Genomic DNA, 17,536 nt, shown 5'->3' with positions numbered 1-17,536 from the left:
AGTGTAAATTTAATAAAATATAATGCTATTTATAAATTTCTTAATATAAATCATCCATTACATTGGAGATTAGTATTAATTTGTTTCAGACTGCTTTTAAAGTAAGCTGAAGTTTTTCGCTGTTTCTTTCTGCAAACAACATAGCTTCTGCTCTGTTATAAAGATCTAATTTCCCGAATATATTTGATAAATGTTTTTTCACAGTACCTTCCGATACATATAAAACCTCTCCTATTTTTGCATTTGAATAGCCTTTTCTTAAAAGAGTTATAACTTCAACTTCTCTTCTCGTAAGCATATCTATTTTCTTTTCTTCTTCTGATGCATTACCTACATTTTCAATCAAGTCCGCTGAATAAAATTTACCGCCTCTTTCCACTACTTTTAAGCCGTAAACAATATCGTCTATAAACGCATCTTTAAGTAAATATGCGTCTATACCTAAACATTTTGCTCTCAAAAAATCATTTTCATTTGATGATGAAGTGATTACAAAAGTTTTCATATCTATTTCTTTTTCTTGCACCCACTCTAAAAAATCAAATCCGCTTTCATTATTCAGATGTATGTCTACAAATGCCATGTCTATCTGACTTTTTTCTGTTAAATCAATGCCTTCTTTAACAGTTCCAGCCTGCAGTATTTGTACATCAGGTTTATGAATTTTTATAATTGACTCTAATCCTTGTCTTGCAATAGGATGATCATCTAAAACCAGTACCATATCTATTCCTCCTGTCTATTCTATCTCGGTAAACTCAGTTTTACCTTAACTCCTTTTGCTTCACCACATTCTATAAGCAAGTTACCTTTTAACAATACTGCCATATTTTTCATATTTTTCAATCCGTTACCTTCTACAAAATCATCATCATTTTTTGAAAAACCTTTTCCGTCATCTTCTATGTATAATTCAATAAATTCAGAATTTAATTTTAATTCAATATCTATTTTTTTAGCTTTTCCATGCTTTACAGCATTATTAACCGTTTCACAAGAAATCCTATACAATGCAATCTTTTGTGCTACTGATATATAATCAGACTCCTTATCTATGTTCATCTCTATATGTACACCGTTTAATTTTTCCACCTCCTCCATATAAGTATACATCGCATTAACAAATGTGTTCAAACTGTCATTAAATCTTTTTCCATATATACTCTCTCTCAGTTCCGTCATAGTAAGTTCTGCCGAATGTTTGAGCATATTTATATAACTTTTAATCTCATCTTTTGATATATTATTATCTATATTTTTTAACTTATTTTCTAAAACAGCCAAACTGCAAGTCATTCCAAAAAGTTTTTGTATTACTGTATCATGAATTTCGTTGGCAATACGATTTTGTTCATCCATTGCAATAAATTTCTCCATCTGAGAATATGTATCTAAATTAGAAAAAATAATTTTTATTAATCTCCAATAAAAATCTTCGCCATTTTGAAATTTATTGAAATTTTTTTTGACTAAAACCCCACTCATATAAGTGCCTTCTCCAATAGGTGTCATCTGATAATCTCCATCGCCTGCTTTCAAATAAAAGACATCATCATTATTATCATTTTTAAGCATATTGTATTGTTTTTTCCACAATATTACCTCATTTATTATATTTTTAGATAAATCTTCATCTATGTCAAATTTTTCAATAATTTTCGGTGTATCATCATGTTCGAATTTTATAAGTATAAACCCTGAATCTGTCATATATCTTCTTAACAAAATTGACAGCCCTTCCATAATTTTTTTAGGATTTGTTATTGCAAACAAGCTAAAGCTTTCGTTTAATTCTGCAAGCTTCAAAAAAGCATAATTGCTGAGTTCTTTTTCCTCTTCCAGTTTTTCATTAAGATCAGTCAATTCCTCTTTTTGCTTATCAATATATGATATATAATGCCTTGTTGCATAAAATCCGCCTATTATCATAATCATACCTAAAAGTATATTCAAATCCTGATAGGATAATTCATTTATCTCTTTTCCTACAAAAGCACATAAAATACACCAAATATACGAAATGATTGTAATCGTTATACTTTTTTCCGATACAATCATAAGCAATATACAATCCACTTCATACCAAAGGTAAGGACTCATAAATCCGCCGCTCAAAAATATGAATATTCCATATGCGAATGCTTCTAAACCAAACATTATGCGAAGATATGTTTTATTTTCACCTATTTTTTTATATAGCCAACAACTAAGTGCACACGAAATAAGCATTCCTAAAACTACCAGCAAGTACATCCCTTGTCTTTTGTAGTATATAGACACAAACACATAAGCTATTGTTGAAAATATAAAAGTTACTATTCTCCAAAAAATATTTATATTTATGTAATCGGGATACTTTTTTTCGTCCATAAGCTTCATCCTTATCTTCAGGTCACCATAATTCCAACTCCGGTAAAAGGATTATATAATAATCCTAAACACTGCCATATTTTTTATCGAAACATTGTTAATAGAATAAAAAGCTTTTCAAGCAATCGTTATTGTTTTTTACACTTTTAATATACTTTTTCCATATTATATTATTTATTTTACAATTTGACATCTGTAATATTACCTGTTTTCTTAAATTTTGTATTTTTTGTACATTTTTTTCGTATATATATAACATTTATAAATATTATGCCTTATTGTTCTAAAAATTTTTCATCATTTTTATAATTTAATATCCTATATAATTCATCTCTTATCTTTCCACAACACATTGTCAAAAGAGATAAAAAAGATAATTCTATTATCAGGCTTAAATATAAATATTTTTTAATATATCTCTCCAATACATTTCAATAATCCTGTAATACTAAAAGTTAATAGAATATTGTATATTATTGTTTTTAAAAATTTATTAACTAAGTAAATTTAAGGATATTTAAAATAAACCACCTATATAAATTTTTATCCATTAGTCAAACAAATATTGGTATAACAGTAGAATATAAAAATATATTCCATTTAGCATTTTTATTATATTTTTCTTTAATTAGGTAATAGTATTAGTGTTAATCTATTATAAAAAATATTTCCCATTAAAAAAACCTATTGATGTAAGCTGTTTAAGCTCAATTTCAATAGGTTGATTTTATGTATGGCGGAGAGAATGGGATTTGATAATATAGCTAAAAATATATTAGAATTTCAACAATATATAAAATATATACTGCTTAAATACTGCTTAACTACAGAAAATTATTTAATTTCTCTACCGCATCATCAATTATATTGGGCATAACATGTGTGTATATATTCATTGTAGTTTGAATGTCTGAATGTCCCATTAATTTCTGTACTGTTTTTATTGATACTCCAGATTCAAATAATCTTGTTGCGTATGTATGTCTAAGACCATGAAAAGTAATAACTGTTATATTCAATTTTTTACATATAGATTGTATATGCCTTAGTGGTCTGCGTGGAAATATAAAACTTTTTGTTTCTTCATCTGCAAATAATAAATTACCATCTGTGTTTAATATATCAGGAAGTATATCTATAATTTTTTGCGGTAGTGGTACTTCTCTTACTGAAAAAGCCGTTTTTGTTGTAGATACATCATATACATATTTTTTATCTGATTTTATTTTTTGTAAGTTTTTATTTACAAAGACTTTATTATCTTTTATATCCGTTTTTTCAAGTGCTAAAACCTCACCCAATCTTAATCCGGTTGCAAGCGTAAAAAGCAATAAATTTTTTAAAGGTTCATTAGAATTTTTTAAATATTCAATAAAAATCTTTTGTTCATCTGCTGTAAATACATTATATTTATCTGTATTTTTAATTCTTTTTATAGATAAATCATCTAATATGTTATCATTAATTATTTTATCTTTTTTAGCCATTTTTAAGCAAGATTTAATTAACATATTTACAAGCTCTAATGAGCCGTGAGGGATGTTTTCATTGTTGTACCATATTTGGATATCACTATATGTAATATCTTTTAATTTAGAGCCAAAAAAAAGGCGATTTTTTTATATAATTATTATATATCCCCTCATATCTTTCCCAGCTTTTTGGTTTTAGCTCTGTTTTTTAATTTTATATAAAAATTTATAAAAATATGCGTCAAATGTAATATCTTCTTTTAAACCTAAATTTTCTTTTTTCTCAAATTCTTTTTTCTTTTCTATTAGATCAGATTTAGTTTTAGCATACAATGTTTTTCTTATTTGCTTTCCTGTTTGAGGTTCATACCCTAATGTAACTTGACATATCCATAGTTTTTTACTATCTGAATAATATACACTGCCCTCGCCTTTATTTCTACGTTTTGACATTTTAAATCAGTCCTTTAAATATAAAAAAATGGAAGACGTATAAATACATCTTCCACAAAAACACAAAGTTTTATCAATTCGTAAATTTATACTACATTAAATTTATTAATTTGTCAAATGAGTTGTAATTACTCCTGTTATCACACTATAGATTTTAATATATGAGTTTATACTTATCTTTCTGAAGCTCTATAGCCTGCTTTTTTTGCGTCTTCTTCCGTATCGAAATATACTGCGTTTTCATCAGATACTTTGTTATAATAAGCTCCACTCGGAACGTGATATACTTTAGTTTTTTTATTGCCTTTTATCTTGCCTTGTGCTGTATTTGTATTAGAAGCATTATCTGTTTTTGTAACAGCTTTTGTATTATTTGCTTGTGTAGTTTTTTGCGTATTTGATTGTTGCTTAGTGTTTTGTTGTGATTTATTATTGCTTGGATAGTTTGCTTTTATGTCTTTCCAAATGCCTATTTTCTTTTCTCTTAACTCTTTTTCTATTTTTTTATAATCATCATATTTTTTTGTATTTTCTCCATATTTTACAACTTTAGCAAATCCTTTTTTTACAAGTTCTTCATTTAAGCATTTACCGTCTACATATACATATGCCAACCATCTGCCATATTGGTCTTTTTGTTCTTTGTCAAATTCTAATGTTATTTTTTTGTCTTTTACAAAGTTAGATGTAAATTCTGTAGCTTTCAGAGCCATAGGTATGCTTTTTTTAATATCTTTGTGATTTACTTCAGGTGTGTCTATTTGTAATAATCTTATGCGTTGTTCTTCTCCATCAATTTTTATTGCTATTGTATCTCCATCAAATATATTTGTTACTTCATATTGCTTTGTTAAATCTATCTCTTTAGTGATAGTTTTTGATACTTCCGCATATGTATTGTGTAATGTGGGTAATGATGTAAATAATAGCGTCGCTGATAATAGAGCTGTTAATAATTTTTTCATTGTAATTTCTCCTTTTTATATAATTAAATTATTAAAAATTTAGTTCATTAAGATGTTTTAACGGTATGCCTGTTATATGACTTAACTCATTGTTAGTATAATCTCGTAATTGCCATTTTTCTAAGTTTTCAAATACTAAATATATTGCGAATCTGTTTGCTTCATTTTCTAAACGATTTGGTATATGTATATTTGTGTCCATTAAAATTCTGTTTTCATCTTTATGTAATATGAGGTGACCTAATTCATGAGCACATACGAATTCTCTTCTTTTTTCTGATAGATTTTTATTTATTACTATAAAATAGTTGCGTTTTAAATATCTATAAAAGCCTCTGAGCTGTCCTATATTGGAAAATGATACATCTATATTTAAACAATCACATAATTCGTATACATTTGTTGTTTTGTATTTTTTTATTAAGTCTATTACTGCCTGTTTCTCTTTTCTCATATTATACCACCTTTATTTTAAATACTTTTTAGGTGTGTACTTTTTGTTTATCTTTTTCACTAATCTTTCTTGTCTTTCCAATTCTTCAAGGAGTAGTTCTATTGTAGTATCATCTAAGGGTTCACCGTCAAACATTAAGCCTTGCTCATCTTTGAGTTGTTCTTTGAGTTTTTTCATTGATTTTGCTATGTCTTTTTCGTCTTTGTCTGGTAATTGTGGTTTGAATTTAGCAGGAGTTTCTACATCTTTATTTAAACTCAAATCAAGTAAGAAAGATGATGAAACATTCATAGCGTTTGCAAGTTTTTCAAGTGTGTCAATAGTTACTTTTACTACTTTTCCTGTTCTTGGGTCTACTCCCCTTTCTATACTATCAATATGGGTATGACTAATATCACACATTTGAGCAAATTGCCTTAAAGAGTAATCGTGTTCTACTGTTCTAAAATTTTTTATATACTCTCCTAATTTGTTAGTCATAGTTTACACCTCCTGTATCATAATTGTAAACTATACTTTACAATTAGTAAATATATTTTATAAAATTTTTGTTGTTTATGCTTGACAAAATTTAAAAAGTAGTGTAAATTATAAACAACAAAAGAAAGGGGGAAGGAAATGAATAATCGTCTTAAAGAAATAAGAAAAGAGTTGAATCTTACTCAACAAGAGTTAGCGGATAAAGCTAACATTTCAAGAGCAACCATCATTTCAATAGAAAATCAAGAATCTCCTGTAAAGAGTGATACAATCGCTAATATAGTTAAGGCTACAGGAGTTCCTGCAAATAGAATTTTTTTTGATTTTGATGTTGTGTAAACACAACAACAAGAAAGGAGCTAATATGGAAGTTGAAAAGAGAGTATCTGTAAAAGAATTTATGAGGATATTCGGTCTTACTTATTACACAGCATATAACATAGTACGCATAGTAGACTTCCCAAGTGTGAAGCTCGGCAGGAAATACTATGTGGATGTGGCAAGGGCTGAGGAGTGGTTTAAAAAGAAAGAGGCGAAAGGAGTAAAGCTGGCATGAAAATGAAGATTATGAGGAGGAATAAAATATGAAAAAAAATGATGTGGAAAGTAATAAAGACAAAATCTTTTGAGTATGCTCTTTTTGAAAATAAAGAAGATGCAGAGATGTTTAAAAAATTATTGGAAGAAAAAGGCATGTCGGCAAGTTTAAATATATATAAATGGGAAGTCAATATTGAAGATTAAGGAGAATTGATATGAAAACTACAGAGGTATGGTTGTCATACTTTGAAAAGCACGCAAAAATAAGAGACAGCATAGATGTTAAATTAGATGATAAAGAAACTTATCTTGTATATCTATCCGTTAAGGGGATAGAGGCAAGAGCTGTAGTAAGAGCTGATGAAAAAGGCTTGTATGTGCTAAAAGAAAAAGTAAAAGAGATTATAGGAGTAAAGAAGATAAATTCAAAAGAGCTTGACGCTATAAACGTACTGGGCTTGCAAATATATGAAATATAAGAGGTGATAGTATGAAAATATTTAGACTACTAAGATTATTAAGAATCAGAAAAATGTTACAAAGGGGGGTATATCAAATGCTTACATTTATAAAAAAATTAATACAAAAACGAAAAAAACAAAAAAATGGCAAAGGCAGCTTGAATTAATAGAAGAGTTTAAAAGGAGGTGATTAACTTGCAGGTAAATAAAAAAGCTCTTACAGAAACGGCAATTTCTGATAAGAGCAAATCAAAAACAAATATATTTATATTATAACTCACTGAAAGGAAAAAATCAAGATGACTTTAATAGATAAAGTATTTGAATATATAAGAGAGCATCCTACAGATACTCCATCTCAAATAGGTCAAGAGCTTGGCATGGAAAGAAATGTTGTAAGCTCATATCTGTGCAAGCTAAAAAATGGAGGATATATAACTGAAAAATATACAGATGGCGTAAAAGAACACATCATACTGAAAAACAGAAAATATTTAATAGACAGCCAAGAATTAGACATAATATTAGAACAAACAAACTATAAAAAAGAAATATATCAAAAAATGCTTGATGTATATCTCAAAGATTTTGAGAGTGCAATAGGCTTTAATGATAGAGTGGAAATTGGAAAATTGATATTAAGATTATTAGAGAAAATTTAGGAGGAAATTATGAAATTAGAAATAATATTTGATAAAGAATTTACAGCGGTACTAACTGAGCTTGCTTGGAGTATAGGAGATAACATAAAACAAGCAATGGTGAATAGCATTAAACCTGCAATGACTGAACAAGCGCCACCTGTACAGCAACCACAAGCGCCTGTACAACAACCTATTCCTAATCCTGTGCCAGATGAGATGCCTGAGTATATCACTCCTGCAACAAATCAATTTATCACTGGACAACAATCTACGACACCACCTGTACAAGATCCGCAACCTGTACCAACTGCTCCGCCTGCTCAAGTTCCGACAACTGCTCCGACTTATGACGTTCAGAAATTAGCAGTTGCAGCAATGCAATTAAAAGACGCAGGCAGAATTGGAGAAATTCAAGAGCTTATAGCAAAATACGGAGTAGCTACAATTATGCAATTAAAGCCTGAACAGTATGATGCTTTTGCTCAAGATTTAATAGCAAAAGGAGTGAAATTCTAATGCACGCAGTATTATCCGCATCGAGTGCGCACCGATGGCTTGAGTGCACTCCGTCCGCAAGATTGGAAGAACAATTCGATGATTCGAAGTCGCCAAGCGCTGCCGAGGGCACCTTGGCTCACTCTATAGCTGAGTTAAAAGTAACTAAATACGCTATAGAGCCTATGAGTACAAGAACATTCAACAGCAGATATAATAAGCTGAAAAAGAGCGAACTGTATATCGCAGATATGGACACTGACACAGAAGAATATCTTGACTATATAAAAGAAATTATGATTAGTTACAAGTATATTAAACCTTTTGTAGCTGTTGAGAAAAAAGTCGATTTCTCAAAGTATGTACAAGACGGATTTGGCACGGCTGACTGTATTATTATTGCCAATGACGACATGCACATTGTAGATTTGAAATATGGCAAGAAAAATATGGTAATGGCTCGTGAGAATCCACAATTAAAACTATATGCGCTTGGAGCAATTGAAGAGTATAGCCTGTTTTATAACATTCAAAACGTCCACCTGCATATATTCCAACCACGAATGAACAATATAGGGCAATTCGATATATCTGTATCCGATTTGCAAAATTGGGGAGAATCTATAAAGGAAATCGCCCAAATGGCTTATATGGGGATAGGTAATCAAGTTACAGGAGAACATTGCAGATTTTGCAAAGCGTCAGCAATATGCCGTGCAAGGGCAAATGAAAACTTAGAGCTTGCAAAGTATGAGTTTAAAACTCCTCCACTTCTAACAAATGACGAAGTAGGAGCTATATTAAAGCAAGCAGAAGATTTAGCGGATTGGGCGAAAAAGCTAAAAGAATACGCCCTATCTGAAACACTGAAAGGCAACAGTATTCAAGGATGGAAAGCTGTTGCAGGAAGAAGTACAAGAGCATTTACAAATATCGAAGATGTATTCAAGCGACTAATCGACAGCGGTATTGACGAAAATATGCTATACGAGAAAAAACCGCTAACACTTACAGCGATTGAAACATTGCTCGGTAAGAAAGAGTTTGAAAGCAAACTGTCAGAGTTTATAACTAAAAGCGAGGGTAAACCTGCGCTTGTTGATGAAAATGATAAAAGACCTGCGCTAAAGAAAGAAAGCGCAATTGATGAATTTTTAGGAGGAAATAATAATGAGTAAAGTTGTAACAAATAGAGTGAGATTTTCATACGTAAACCTAATGGCACCAAGAGTTGATCCTAACTCGGGAAAAGCGAAGTATTCAACTACAATACTATTGCCGAAGTCAGATATAGCAACTAAGCAGGCAATAGATATGGCGATACAAAACGCCATACAAGAGGGAGCAAAAGGCACATGGAAAGGTGTAATACCGCCACAAGTACCAAGTCCAATCCATGACGGAGACGGAGTAAAGCAAGACGGTACTCCATACGGTGCAGAGTGTAAAGGTCATTGGGTATTCACGGCATCAACAAGTGCAGATCCGCAATTTGCTAAGCCTGAAATAATAGATGCGCAAGGTCAACCTATCTTGAGTGCAACTGAAATATACAGTGGTATGTACGGCAGAGTATCTGTGGTATTCGCTCCGTATCTGTATGCAGGCAAGAAAGGAATAGGATGCTATCTTAACAATGTGCAAAAACTCGAAGACGGCGAACCGCTCGGAGCTACTAAAGCAAGCGCAAGCGAAGATTTTGGAGCTATGCCACCAGCACAAGCACCTTATCAAGGACAAACTGCACCACAGTATCAACAACCACCAGTACAAGCACCTTATCAACAACAGCCGACTATAGATCCTATTACAGGGATGCCGATTGTAGGCTCAATAATGGGAGTTCAATAAGATGAAGACACTAAATATCGATATCGAAACCTACAGCGATGTTGATATAAAAAGTTGCGGACTGTACAAATATGTACAGTACCATAACTTTGAAATATTGCTGTTTGCATATAGTATAAACGGAGCTCCAGTCGAAATTATAGATTTGGCTCAGGGAGAAAAACTGCCTGAGCCTTTATTAAACTCTTTATTCGATGAAACAGTCGAAAAAAGAGCCTACAACGCACCTTTTGAATGGTATTGCTTGTCTAAGTTTGCAGGCAAGTATCTACCTCTTAATCAATGGGCGTGTACTATGCACCATGGATTGTATTGCGGATATCCCGCAGGACTTGCTGCAATAGGTAAGGCTATGGGGCTGCCGCAGGATAAACAAAAAATGGGAATAGGATTAAGCCTTATAAGGAAATTTTGTATTCCAAGAAAACCCACTAAGACTGATCCAAGGACAAGAATACTTCCACATCACGAGCCCGAAAAGTGGAACCTGTTCAAGGAGTATTGCATGCAGGACGTAAGAACGGAGATGGAGATTAAAAAAATCTTAGAGCTGTTCCCTATTCCGCAAAGTGAAAAAGAGCTATGGGCTCTTGACCAAAAGATTAATCTTTTTGGCGTAAGAGCGGATACAGAACTTATAGACGGTGCATTATACTGTTCAAATCAAATCACAAATGAATTAATGTCCGAGGCGCAGCACATATCGGGGCTTGACAATCCCAAATCGGTGCAACAGCTGACAAAATGGCTTGAAGATGAGACAGGCGAAGAAGTCGAAAATCTACAAAAAGCAACTGTTTCTTCTATGATAAAAAATCTTGACGATGGAAAAGCAAAAAGAATGCTTGAGATACGTCAAGAGCTTTCAAAAACATCAGTCAAAAAATATACGGCTATGCAAAATGCAATATGCGCGGATGGTCGTATTCGTGGATTGTTGCAGTTTTATGGGGCTAACAGGACAGGCAGATGGGCAGGTAGACTTGTACAAGTACAGAATCTGCCACGTAACTATATAAGCACGTTGGAGCTTGCGAGAGAATTGGTAAAGAAAAAAGACATTGAAGCTCTAAAGCTAATATATGGTAATGTGCCTGATACGCTCTCACAGTTAATCAGAACAGCGTTTATACCATCAGACAATAAAAAGTATTATGTAAGTGATTTCAGTGCTATAGAGGCAAGAGTAATCGCCTATATAGCAAATGAGCAATGGCGCCTTGATGTATTTAGGACACATGGAAAGATATATGAGGCATCAGCAAGTGCGATGTTTGGCGTGCCTATTGAAAAAATCAAAAAAGGCAATCATGAATATGATTTAAGACAAAAAGGAAAAATCGCAGAGCTTGCACTTGGATATCAAGGGGGAGTTGGTGCATTAAAAGCTATGGGCGCACTCGATATGGGGCTTACAGAAGATGAACTGCCCGACATCGTGGCAAGGTGGAGAGCATCAAATAAAAGGATAGTTGATTTGTGGTTTCAAATTGACAACGCATCATTAAATGCAGTGATGACAGGAATACCTCAGATGGCGGGCAGATGTATATTTGCTATCGATGGACATTTCCTTACTATACAACTACCATCGGGACGTAAGCTATATTACCCGCATCCGCATATCAAAGAAAACAAATTCGGCAGACCTGCTATACATTATTACGGCATAGAGCAAGGTACTAAATCTTGGGGCGAACTATCGACCTATGGCGGTAAGCTTACAGAAAACATAGTACAGGCTATGGCGAGAGATTGCCTTGCATATGCACTAATCAACGTGAACAACGCAGGATATGATATCTGTATGCACGTCCACGATGAGATTATAGCTGAATATGCGGAGGGCGATAATGTGCTTGATGAAATGAATAAAATCTTGTCACTGCCTATCCCGTGGGCTGATGGACTGTTACTGAAAGGAGACGGATTTTCAAATGGATTTTATAAAAAAGAATAAAGACTACTTGGACTTTATCGCTGAGAAACAAAAACTGATAGAGTCAAGTGGTTTTGATATAGATAAAAATACTCTTAATCCGCTGTTATATGATTTTCAAAAGGATATCGTGAGGTGGACACTTGCAAAAGGTAAATCCGCTATATTCGCCGATTGTGGGCTTGGTAAAACGCCGATGCAACTTGAATGGGCAAATCAGATATGTAATCATACAGGCGGGAACGTGCTTATATTAGCGCCTCTTGCCGTGGCGTCACAGACGGTCGAAGAGGGAAAGAAATTTAATATCTCAGTTAATATCTGCGAATCTCAAGCTGATATTAAGGACGGAATTAATATAACCAACTATGAGAAATTATCGAAGTTTGAGGCTCATACGTTTAAAGGCATTGTGCTTGACGAGAGCTCAATATTAAAGAGTTTCACAGGCAAAATCAGAAACGAAATAATAACAGACTTTGAAAGAGTACCGTTTAAACTTGCCTGCACCGCAACGCCTGCACCTAACGACTTTATGGAATTAGGCAATCACAGTGAATTTTTAGGCGTGATGACAAGAGCTGAGATGCTGTCAATGTTTTTCATCCATGACGGTTCAGACACAGCAAAATGGAGATTGAAAGGTCATGCAGAAGATGTATTTTGGCAGTGGATGTGCAGTTGGTCTGTGTTTATAGATAATCCGAAAAGCTTAGGATATGACATAAGCGGATACGACCTGCCGAGCTTGAACATACAGGAGATAATAGTTGATGGTGAAGAGTTTATAAACGAAACATTGACGCTAACACAAAGACGACAAGCAAGAAAAGATACTTTAACAGAGCGATGCGCAGCAGCTGCCGACCTTGTGAACAACTCCTACGAACAATGGCTAATATGGTGCAATCTCAATGATGAAAGTACAATGTTGAGAGATAAAATAATTGACGCTGTAGAAGTCAAAGGTTCGGACAAAGCAACTCATAAGACTAATGCTATGATTGGCTTTTCAAATAGCGAAGTAAAGGCTCTTGTAACAAAGCCAAGCATTGCAGGTTTTGGGATGAACTGGCAGAACTGCCACAATATGATATTCGTTGGCTTGTCTGACAGCTACGAACAGTTTTATCAAGCGCTTAGGCGTTGTTGGAGATTCGGACAAAACAAGCAAGTAAACGCCTATATCGTGATGAGTGCAAGAGAGGGCTCAGTTAAAGAAAATATACAAAGAAAAGAAAACGACGCTTTAAAAATGCGAAATGCTATGATAGAGCTTACAAAAGAAATAACTAAAAAAGAACTTGCTAAGACAACGAGAATAACGACTCCTTACGAGTCAAAAATTGAAATGATTTTGCCTGATTGGGAGGAGATGAAACAAGCATGCTGATATATGTTGCGCATCCATATAACAATGAAGAAAAGAACAAAAGAGAAGTTGAAGAGATAATAAAAACATTAGTTACAAATAATCCTGAACATACATTTTTATCACCAATCCACACTTTTGGATTTATGTATGATTTCGTTGAAAATTATGCGCAAGGGATTAATATGTGCTTTAACCTGCTATCGATATGCGACCGCCTTATTTTATGCGGTGATTGGGAAAACTCAAAAGGATGTAAGTTAGAAAAAGGATTTGCAGAATTAAGAGGTATACCAACATCAATATATGACGGAGGAGGAATAATAAATTGAAAGTATTAAACCAAAAAATAGATAAACAGTATTCAATATATCACGGCGACAGTTGCGAGCTGATAAAAGGAATAAAGGATAATTCAACGCATTATAGTATATTTTCTCCGCCTTTTTCATCTCTGTATACCTACTCCAACAGCGACAGGGATATGGGCAACAGTAAAGACGATGAAGAGTTTTATACACATTTCAAGTATTTAATATCGGAGCTTTACAGAATAATAATGCCTGGTCGATTAGTTTCAATCCATTGCATGGATATACCAATGCTGAAGTCAAGAGGCGGAGTAATCGGTCTAAAAGATTTTCCAGGCGAGATTATAAGATTATTTTCTGATGCAGGATTCATATACCATAGCCGTGTTTTAATTTGGAAAGATCCACTTGTTGAAGCTACAAGAACAAAGTCACTTGGACTAATGCACAAGCAACTATGCAAAGACTCTGCTATGTGTAGACAAGGACTACCTGATTATGTAATAACTATGAGAAAGCCCGGAGAAAATGAAGAGCCGATAGCTCACGCAGACGGTCTTGATAGATTCTTCGGCGAGGACGAGCCTGAGGGAATTAAAGGCGACCGCCCTGCCCCTGACATGGAAAAATACGCTAAAAAAGAAAAATATAACGAAGTGCCTGTATATTCTCATCAGGTATGGCGAAGATACGCAAGTCCTGTATGGATGGACATTAGACAGTCCAATACACTTAATAAAATAGCTGCAAGGGATGATAAAGATGAAAGACATATATGCCCTTTACAGCTCGACGTTATAGCAAGGTGCATAGAACTTTGGAGTAATCCGAATGATATTGTATTTACGCCGTTCATGGGCATTGGCTCAGAAGTCTATCAGGCAATACTTATGGGCAGAAGAGCAATGAGAATTGAACTTAAAGAGTCGTATTACAACGAGTCTTTGGTTAATTGCGAAAATGCGCTATGGGATTATATCCTTAATGGGGCGGTGATGGTTGATGATATTAAGCAATAACAAAGCCTTAAACATATCCGTTGCAGGCAATAGGAAAGCTACAAAATGGGCGTCGTCTCAGATGTACTGGTCTGAGTTTATTGAAAGAATACAAAATCCTGTAAGGTCATTGGAGACGCTTGCTGAGTATTTGAAATATTCAAAAACTCAGCAAGACGATTTAAAAGACGTTGGCGGATTTGTCGGCGGTCTGCTTAAAGATAACAGACGTTATGAGAAAAACGTATTAAGCCGTGACCTTATAGCCCTAGACCTTGACAATATACCAGCTGAGGGCACTAATGATGTACTACTGAAGATAAAAGGATTAGGCTGTGCTTACGCTGTGTACTCGACACGTAAGCACGAGCCTGTACGTCCAAGACTGAGAGTTATAATACCAACTGACAGACCGCTTACCCTTGATGAGTATGAGCCTGTTGCAAGGAAAATAGCAGAAATGATTAATATATCTTGGTGCGATCCTACAACATTTCAAGCGTCAAGGTTAATGTACTGGCCGTCATGCAGTAGAGATAGTCAATATATATGCGTACATGAAGATAAGCCTTTTTTAGATGCTGACGGCATACTAAAACTATATAATGACTGGAAGAATATAGACGAATGGCCGAGACTTGAGGCAGAAGAAAAAAATCATAAAAAACTTGCAGACAAGCAACAAGATCCAACCGAGAAAGGCGGAGTAGTTGGTGCATTTTGTAAAGTCTATGATATCCACAGTGCCATATCTACGTTTTTATCCGACGTGTACACTGCGACAGACGATGAGAACAGATATACATTCGCAAGAGGCTCAACGTTTGGCGGTGGAGTGGTATACGGAAACGGATTATTCTTGTATTCAAACCACGCTACAGATCCCGCAGGTCATAAACTGTGTAATGCTTTTGATTTAGTAAGAATACACAAATTCGGCGAACTCGACTACGAGGCAAAAGACAATACACCTACTAATAAACTGCCGTCATATACGGCTATGGCGGAATTTGTAATACAAGATGAAACGGTGCTTACAATCTTGAATAAGCAGAGATATGAAATTGCCACAAGTGATTTTAGTAAAGAATTAGTTGATCCGGGTGATTGGTTTAAATTATTATCGACCTCGCCTCAAACTGGAACTCCTGCAAAAACAATTGATAATATAGTTATAATACTTGAACATGATCCCCTACTTGCAGGCAAGATTGCATACGATGAATTTGCCAATCGTGGGCTTGTGCTTGGCTCTTTACCATGGAACAACAAAAATGGTAAAAGAGAATGGACGGATACTGATGATGCAGGATTTAGACATTATCTTGAAAAGACTTATTTAATAACAGGTAAAGAAAAAATATTTGACGCTATTATGATAGTTGCATCTAAGCATAGTATAAATGACATTAAGATATACCTGAACGGGCTAAAATGGGACGGGGTGAAACGATTAGATACCATTTTAACTGATTACCTTGGTGCAGAAGATAATGCGTATGTAAGGGCTGTTATTCGCAAATCGCTATGCGCCGCAGTGGCAAGAGTATATTCACCGGGCATAAAATACGACTATATGCCGATATTCACGGGACCGCAAGGAATAGGAAAATCGACTTTTTTAAGTAAATTAGGTAAAAGTTGGTATTCCGATAGCTTGAACACTTTTGATGGAAAAGAAGCAGCGGAAGTTATCCAAGGTAAATGGATAAACGAGCTTGGGGAGCTAAACGGACTTAGCAAGGCTGAAACTAATGCGGTTAAACAGTTTTTAAGTAAGACTGATGACGTTTATAGGGAAGCTTACGGCAGACGTACCGTGTCTTACCCAAGAAGATGTGTATTCTTTGGAACGACTAACGATAACGAGTTTTTAAAGGATAGGACAGGAAACAGAAGATTCTGGCCAGTGACGGTCGGAGTGATACCACCTATAAAAAGTGTATTTAAAGACCTTGACGCCGAGATAGATCAGATATGGGCAGAGGCTACAGCACAATGGCAGGTAGGCGAACAATTATTCCTTACAGGTCAAGAATTGGAACAATCTAAAATTGAACAGGAAAGTCACAGGGAAACATCAATAAAAGAGGGTATAATACGTGAATTTATTGAAAAAGAAGTGCCTGAAGAATGGAATAGATATACAAAAGAGCAAAGATTGGCTTATTGGAGTTTTGAGCACAAGACATACGATGGAAATCTTGTAAAACGTGATAGGATATGCGTTGCAGAGATATGGGTTGAGTGCTTTAAAAAAGATATGTCAAATATTAAAAGATATGATTCAATTGAAATCAATTCAATTCTTGCATCATTTGCTGACTTAGAAAGATTTAAGTACCCTATGAAATTCGGGGACTATGGAAACCAAAAAGGATATAGAATCAGGACTACTTTATAAAAACGACATATCTAAAATTAAAGTGGTGTTGGTAGTCATGTAGTCTTCTTACGGACTACTAAGACTACCGACGGACTACTAATAAAGTAGTCCATCAAAAACCTGTAATCTCAATACTTTTATATCAATGACTACTAAGACTACTTTAATTTATATATAAATATAAAATAAAGGAATTAGGCGTACGCGTAACACGTCTACACGCCTAATACGCACACGTATATAGGAAATTTATCGTATTTGGTAGTCCAAAATCGTATAAGTATTGATACGTCAACGATATACTGGACTACCAATAAAGTAGTCCAAAGTAGTAAATCAACTTTT

General features: G+C 34.1%; 21 protein-coding genes. 14 read left to right on the top strand and 7 right to left on the bottom strand.

What is annotated here, in order from left to right; translation table 11 throughout:
* Nucleotides 1-85 precede the first annotated feature (85 nt).
* From HMPREF9629_RS02280 to HMPREF9629_RS02250, 7 genes are all read right to left on the bottom strand, one after another.
* Nucleotides 86-724, bottom strand: coding sequence for a response regulator (locus HMPREF9629_RS02280; RefSeq protein WP_009524706.1), 639 nt, complete (start codon nt 722-724; stop codon nt 86-88).
* Between the two features lie 20 nt (nt 725-744).
* Nucleotides 745-2,370 (bottom strand): sensor histidine kinase, encoded by a 1,626-nt coding sequence (locus HMPREF9629_RS02275; RefSeq protein WP_009524705.1) that lies wholly within the window; start codon nt 2,368-2,370, stop codon nt 745-747.
* Between the two features lie 824 nt (nt 2,371-3,194).
* Nucleotides 3,195-3,881 (bottom strand): site-specific integrase, encoded by a 687-nt coding sequence (locus HMPREF9629_RS02270; protein ID WP_009524704.1) that lies wholly within the window; start codon nt 3,879-3,881, stop codon nt 3,195-3,197.
* Nucleotides 3,882-4,037: 156 nt separating this feature from the next.
* On the bottom strand, nt 4,038-4,295 hold the full coding sequence (locus tag HMPREF9629_RS02265) for a hypothetical protein (RefSeq protein ID WP_009524703.1): 258 nt from the start codon (nt 4,293-4,295) through the stop codon (nt 4,038-4,040).
* Between the two features lie 173 nt (nt 4,296-4,468).
* The gene (locus tag HMPREF9629_RS02260) at nt 4,469-5,260 is read right to left on the bottom strand and encodes a thermonuclease family protein (RefSeq protein ID WP_009524702.1); all 792 of its coding nucleotides are present in this window, start codon (nt 5,258-5,260) and stop codon (nt 4,469-4,471) included.
* Nucleotides 5,261-5,291: 31 nt separating this feature from the next.
* Complete coding sequence (locus tag HMPREF9629_RS02255) at nt 5,292-5,714, bottom strand: ImmA/IrrE family metallo-endopeptidase (RefSeq protein WP_009524701.1); 423 nt, start codon at nt 5,712-5,714, stop codon at nt 5,292-5,294.
* A 12-nt stretch (nt 5,715-5,726) separates the two neighbouring features.
* The gene (locus tag HMPREF9629_RS02250) at nt 5,727-6,194 is read right to left on the bottom strand and encodes a helix-turn-helix domain-containing protein (RefSeq protein WP_009524700.1); all 468 of its coding nucleotides are present in this window, start codon (nt 6,192-6,194) and stop codon (nt 5,727-5,729) included.
* Nucleotides 6,195-6,332: 138 nt separating this feature from the next.
* Between HMPREF9629_RS02250 and HMPREF9629_RS02245 the strand changes: the two genes are divergently transcribed.
* The 14 genes from HMPREF9629_RS02245 to HMPREF9629_RS02190 all read left to right on the top strand — a co-directional run bounded on the left by HMPREF9629_RS02245 (nt 6,333) and on the right by HMPREF9629_RS02190 (nt 17,209).
* Nucleotides 6,333-6,533 carry a helix-turn-helix transcriptional regulator gene (locus HMPREF9629_RS02245; RefSeq protein WP_009524699.1) on the top strand — a complete coding sequence of 67 codons (201 nt, stop codon included), beginning with the start codon at nt 6,333-6,335 and terminating at the stop codon, nt 6,531-6,533.
* Nucleotides 6,534-6,558: 25 nt separating this feature from the next.
* The gene (locus tag HMPREF9629_RS02240; protein WP_009524698.1) at nt 6,559-6,750 is read left to right on the top strand and encodes a MerR family transcriptional regulator; all 192 of its coding nucleotides are present in this window, start codon (nt 6,559-6,561) and stop codon (nt 6,748-6,750) included.
* Nucleotides 6,751-6,788: 38 nt separating this feature from the next.
* Nucleotides 6,789-6,938, top strand: coding sequence for a hypothetical protein (locus tag HMPREF9629_RS11865; RefSeq protein WP_195890995.1), 150 nt, complete (start codon nt 6,789-6,791; stop codon nt 6,936-6,938).
* A gap of 11 nt (nt 6,939-6,949) precedes the next feature.
* Nucleotides 6,950-7,213 (top strand): hypothetical protein, encoded by a 264-nt coding sequence (locus tag HMPREF9629_RS02235; protein ID WP_009524697.1) that lies wholly within the window; start codon nt 6,950-6,952, stop codon nt 7,211-7,213.
* A gap of 11 nt (nt 7,214-7,224) precedes the next feature.
* On the top strand, nt 7,225-7,362 hold the full coding sequence (locus HMPREF9629_RS11730) for a hypothetical protein (RefSeq protein ID WP_009524696.1): 138 nt from the start codon (nt 7,225-7,227) through the stop codon (nt 7,360-7,362).
* 132 nt (nt 7,363-7,494) lie between these two features.
* Nucleotides 7,495-7,857 (top strand): helix-turn-helix domain-containing protein, encoded by a 363-nt coding sequence (locus HMPREF9629_RS02230; protein WP_009524695.1) that lies wholly within the window; start codon nt 7,495-7,497, stop codon nt 7,855-7,857.
* A gap of 120 nt (nt 7,858-7,977) precedes the next feature.
* Nucleotides 7,978-8,355, top strand: coding sequence for a hypothetical protein (locus HMPREF9629_RS11275; RefSeq protein WP_154646048.1), 378 nt, complete (start codon nt 7,978-7,980; stop codon nt 8,353-8,355).
* Nucleotides 8,355-9,512 (top strand): DUF2800 domain-containing protein, encoded by a 1,158-nt coding sequence (locus HMPREF9629_RS02220; protein ID WP_009524693.1) that lies wholly within the window; start codon nt 8,355-8,357, stop codon nt 9,510-9,512. Before HMPREF9629_RS11275 ends, HMPREF9629_RS02220 begins: the two co-directional genes overlap by 1 nt.
* The gene (locus HMPREF9629_RS02215) at nt 9,505-10,185 is read left to right on the top strand and encodes a DUF2815 family protein (protein WP_009524692.1); all 681 of its coding nucleotides are present in this window, start codon (nt 9,505-9,507) and stop codon (nt 10,183-10,185) included. The genes HMPREF9629_RS02220 and HMPREF9629_RS02215 overlap by 8 nt, the downstream gene beginning before the upstream one ends.
* A gap of 1 nt (nt 10,186) precedes the next feature.
* Nucleotides 10,187-12,145 carry a DNA polymerase gene (locus tag HMPREF9629_RS02210; RefSeq protein WP_009524691.1) on the top strand — a complete coding sequence of 653 codons (1,959 nt, stop codon included), beginning with the start codon at nt 10,187-10,189 and terminating at the stop codon, nt 12,143-12,145.
* Nucleotides 12,123-13,517, top strand: coding sequence for a DEAD/DEAH box helicase (locus tag HMPREF9629_RS02205; protein WP_009524690.1), 1,395 nt, complete (start codon nt 12,123-12,125; stop codon nt 13,515-13,517). Before HMPREF9629_RS02210 ends, HMPREF9629_RS02205 begins: the two co-directional genes overlap by 23 nt.
* Complete coding sequence (locus HMPREF9629_RS02200) at nt 13,511-13,828, top strand: DUF7768 domain-containing protein (protein ID WP_009524689.1); 318 nt, start codon at nt 13,511-13,513, stop codon at nt 13,826-13,828. The genes HMPREF9629_RS02205 and HMPREF9629_RS02200 overlap by 7 nt, the downstream gene beginning before the upstream one ends.
* Nucleotides 13,825-14,826 (top strand): DNA-methyltransferase, encoded by a 1,002-nt coding sequence (locus tag HMPREF9629_RS02195; RefSeq protein WP_009524688.1) that lies wholly within the window; start codon nt 13,825-13,827, stop codon nt 14,824-14,826. Before HMPREF9629_RS02200 ends, HMPREF9629_RS02195 begins: the two co-directional genes overlap by 4 nt.
* The gene (locus HMPREF9629_RS02190) at nt 14,810-17,209 is read left to right on the top strand and encodes a virulence-associated E family protein (RefSeq protein ID WP_009524687.1); all 2,400 of its coding nucleotides are present in this window, start codon (nt 14,810-14,812) and stop codon (nt 17,207-17,209) included. Before HMPREF9629_RS02195 ends, HMPREF9629_RS02190 begins: the two co-directional genes overlap by 17 nt.
* Nucleotides 17,210-17,536: the final 327 nt, after the last annotated feature.

The sequence above is a fragment of the Peptoanaerobacter stomatis genome (assembly GCF_000238115.1).
Lineage (GTDB): Bacteria > Bacillota > Clostridia > Peptostreptococcales > Filifactoraceae > Peptoanaerobacter > Peptoanaerobacter stomatis.
Note: the sequence above shows the minus strand (reverse complement) of the source record. Positions and strands in the feature narration are given on the sequence as shown.

Excerpts from the sequence above, each read along its gene's own strand:
- HMPREF9629_RS02280 (WP_009524706.1), bottom strand. The coding sequence starts at position 724 with ATGGTACTGGTTTTAGATGATCATCCTATTGCAAGACAAGGATTAGAG.
- HMPREF9629_RS02275 (WP_009524705.1), bottom strand. The coding sequence starts at position 2,370 with ATGGACGAAAAAAAGTATCCCGATTACATAAATATAAATATTTTTTGG.
- HMPREF9629_RS02270 (WP_009524704.1), bottom strand. The coding sequence starts at position 3,881 with ATGTTAATTAAATCTTGCTTAAAAATGGCTAAAAAAGATAAAATAATT.
- HMPREF9629_RS02265 (WP_009524703.1), bottom strand. The coding sequence starts at position 4,295 with ATGTCAAAACGTAGAAATAAAGGCGAGGGCAGTGTATATTATTCAGAT.
- HMPREF9629_RS02260 (WP_009524702.1), bottom strand. The coding sequence starts at position 5,260 with ATGAAAAAATTATTAACAGCTCTATTATCAGCGACGCTATTATTTACA.
- HMPREF9629_RS02255 (WP_009524701.1), bottom strand. The coding sequence starts at position 5,714 with ATGAGAAAAGAGAAACAGGCAGTAATAGACTTAATAAAAAAATACAAA.
- HMPREF9629_RS02250 (WP_009524700.1), bottom strand. The coding sequence starts at position 6,194 with ATGACTAACAAATTAGGAGAGTATATAAAAAATTTTAGAACAGTAGAA.
- HMPREF9629_RS02245 (WP_009524699.1), top strand. The coding sequence starts at position 6,333 with ATGAATAATCGTCTTAAAGAAATAAGAAAAGAGTTGAATCTTACTCAA.
- HMPREF9629_RS02240 (WP_009524698.1), top strand. The coding sequence starts at position 6,559 with ATGGAAGTTGAAAAGAGAGTATCTGTAAAAGAATTTATGAGGATATTC.
- HMPREF9629_RS11865 (WP_195890995.1), top strand. The coding sequence starts at position 6,789 with ATGATGTGGAAAGTAATAAAGACAAAATCTTTTGAGTATGCTCTTTTT.
- HMPREF9629_RS02235 (WP_009524697.1), top strand. The coding sequence starts at position 6,950 with ATGAAAACTACAGAGGTATGGTTGTCATACTTTGAAAAGCACGCAAAA.
- HMPREF9629_RS11730 (WP_009524696.1), top strand. The coding sequence starts at position 7,225 with ATGAAAATATTTAGACTACTAAGATTATTAAGAATCAGAAAAATGTTA.
- HMPREF9629_RS02230 (WP_009524695.1), top strand. The coding sequence starts at position 7,495 with ATGACTTTAATAGATAAAGTATTTGAATATATAAGAGAGCATCCTACA.
- HMPREF9629_RS11275 (WP_154646048.1), top strand. The coding sequence starts at position 7,978 with ATGACTGAACAAGCGCCACCTGTACAGCAACCACAAGCGCCTGTACAA.
- HMPREF9629_RS02220 (WP_009524693.1), top strand. The coding sequence starts at position 8,355 with ATGCACGCAGTATTATCCGCATCGAGTGCGCACCGATGGCTTGAGTGC.
- HMPREF9629_RS02215 (WP_009524692.1), top strand. The coding sequence starts at position 9,505 with ATGAGTAAAGTTGTAACAAATAGAGTGAGATTTTCATACGTAAACCTA.
- HMPREF9629_RS02210 (WP_009524691.1), top strand. The coding sequence starts at position 10,187 with ATGAAGACACTAAATATCGATATCGAAACCTACAGCGATGTTGATATA.
- HMPREF9629_RS02205 (WP_009524690.1), top strand. The coding sequence starts at position 12,123 with ATGGATTTTATAAAAAAGAATAAAGACTACTTGGACTTTATCGCTGAG.
- HMPREF9629_RS02200 (WP_009524689.1), top strand. The coding sequence starts at position 13,511 with ATGCTGATATATGTTGCGCATCCATATAACAATGAAGAAAAGAACAAA.
- HMPREF9629_RS02190 (WP_009524687.1), top strand. The coding sequence starts at position 14,810 with ATGATATTAAGCAATAACAAAGCCTTAAACATATCCGTTGCAGGCAAT.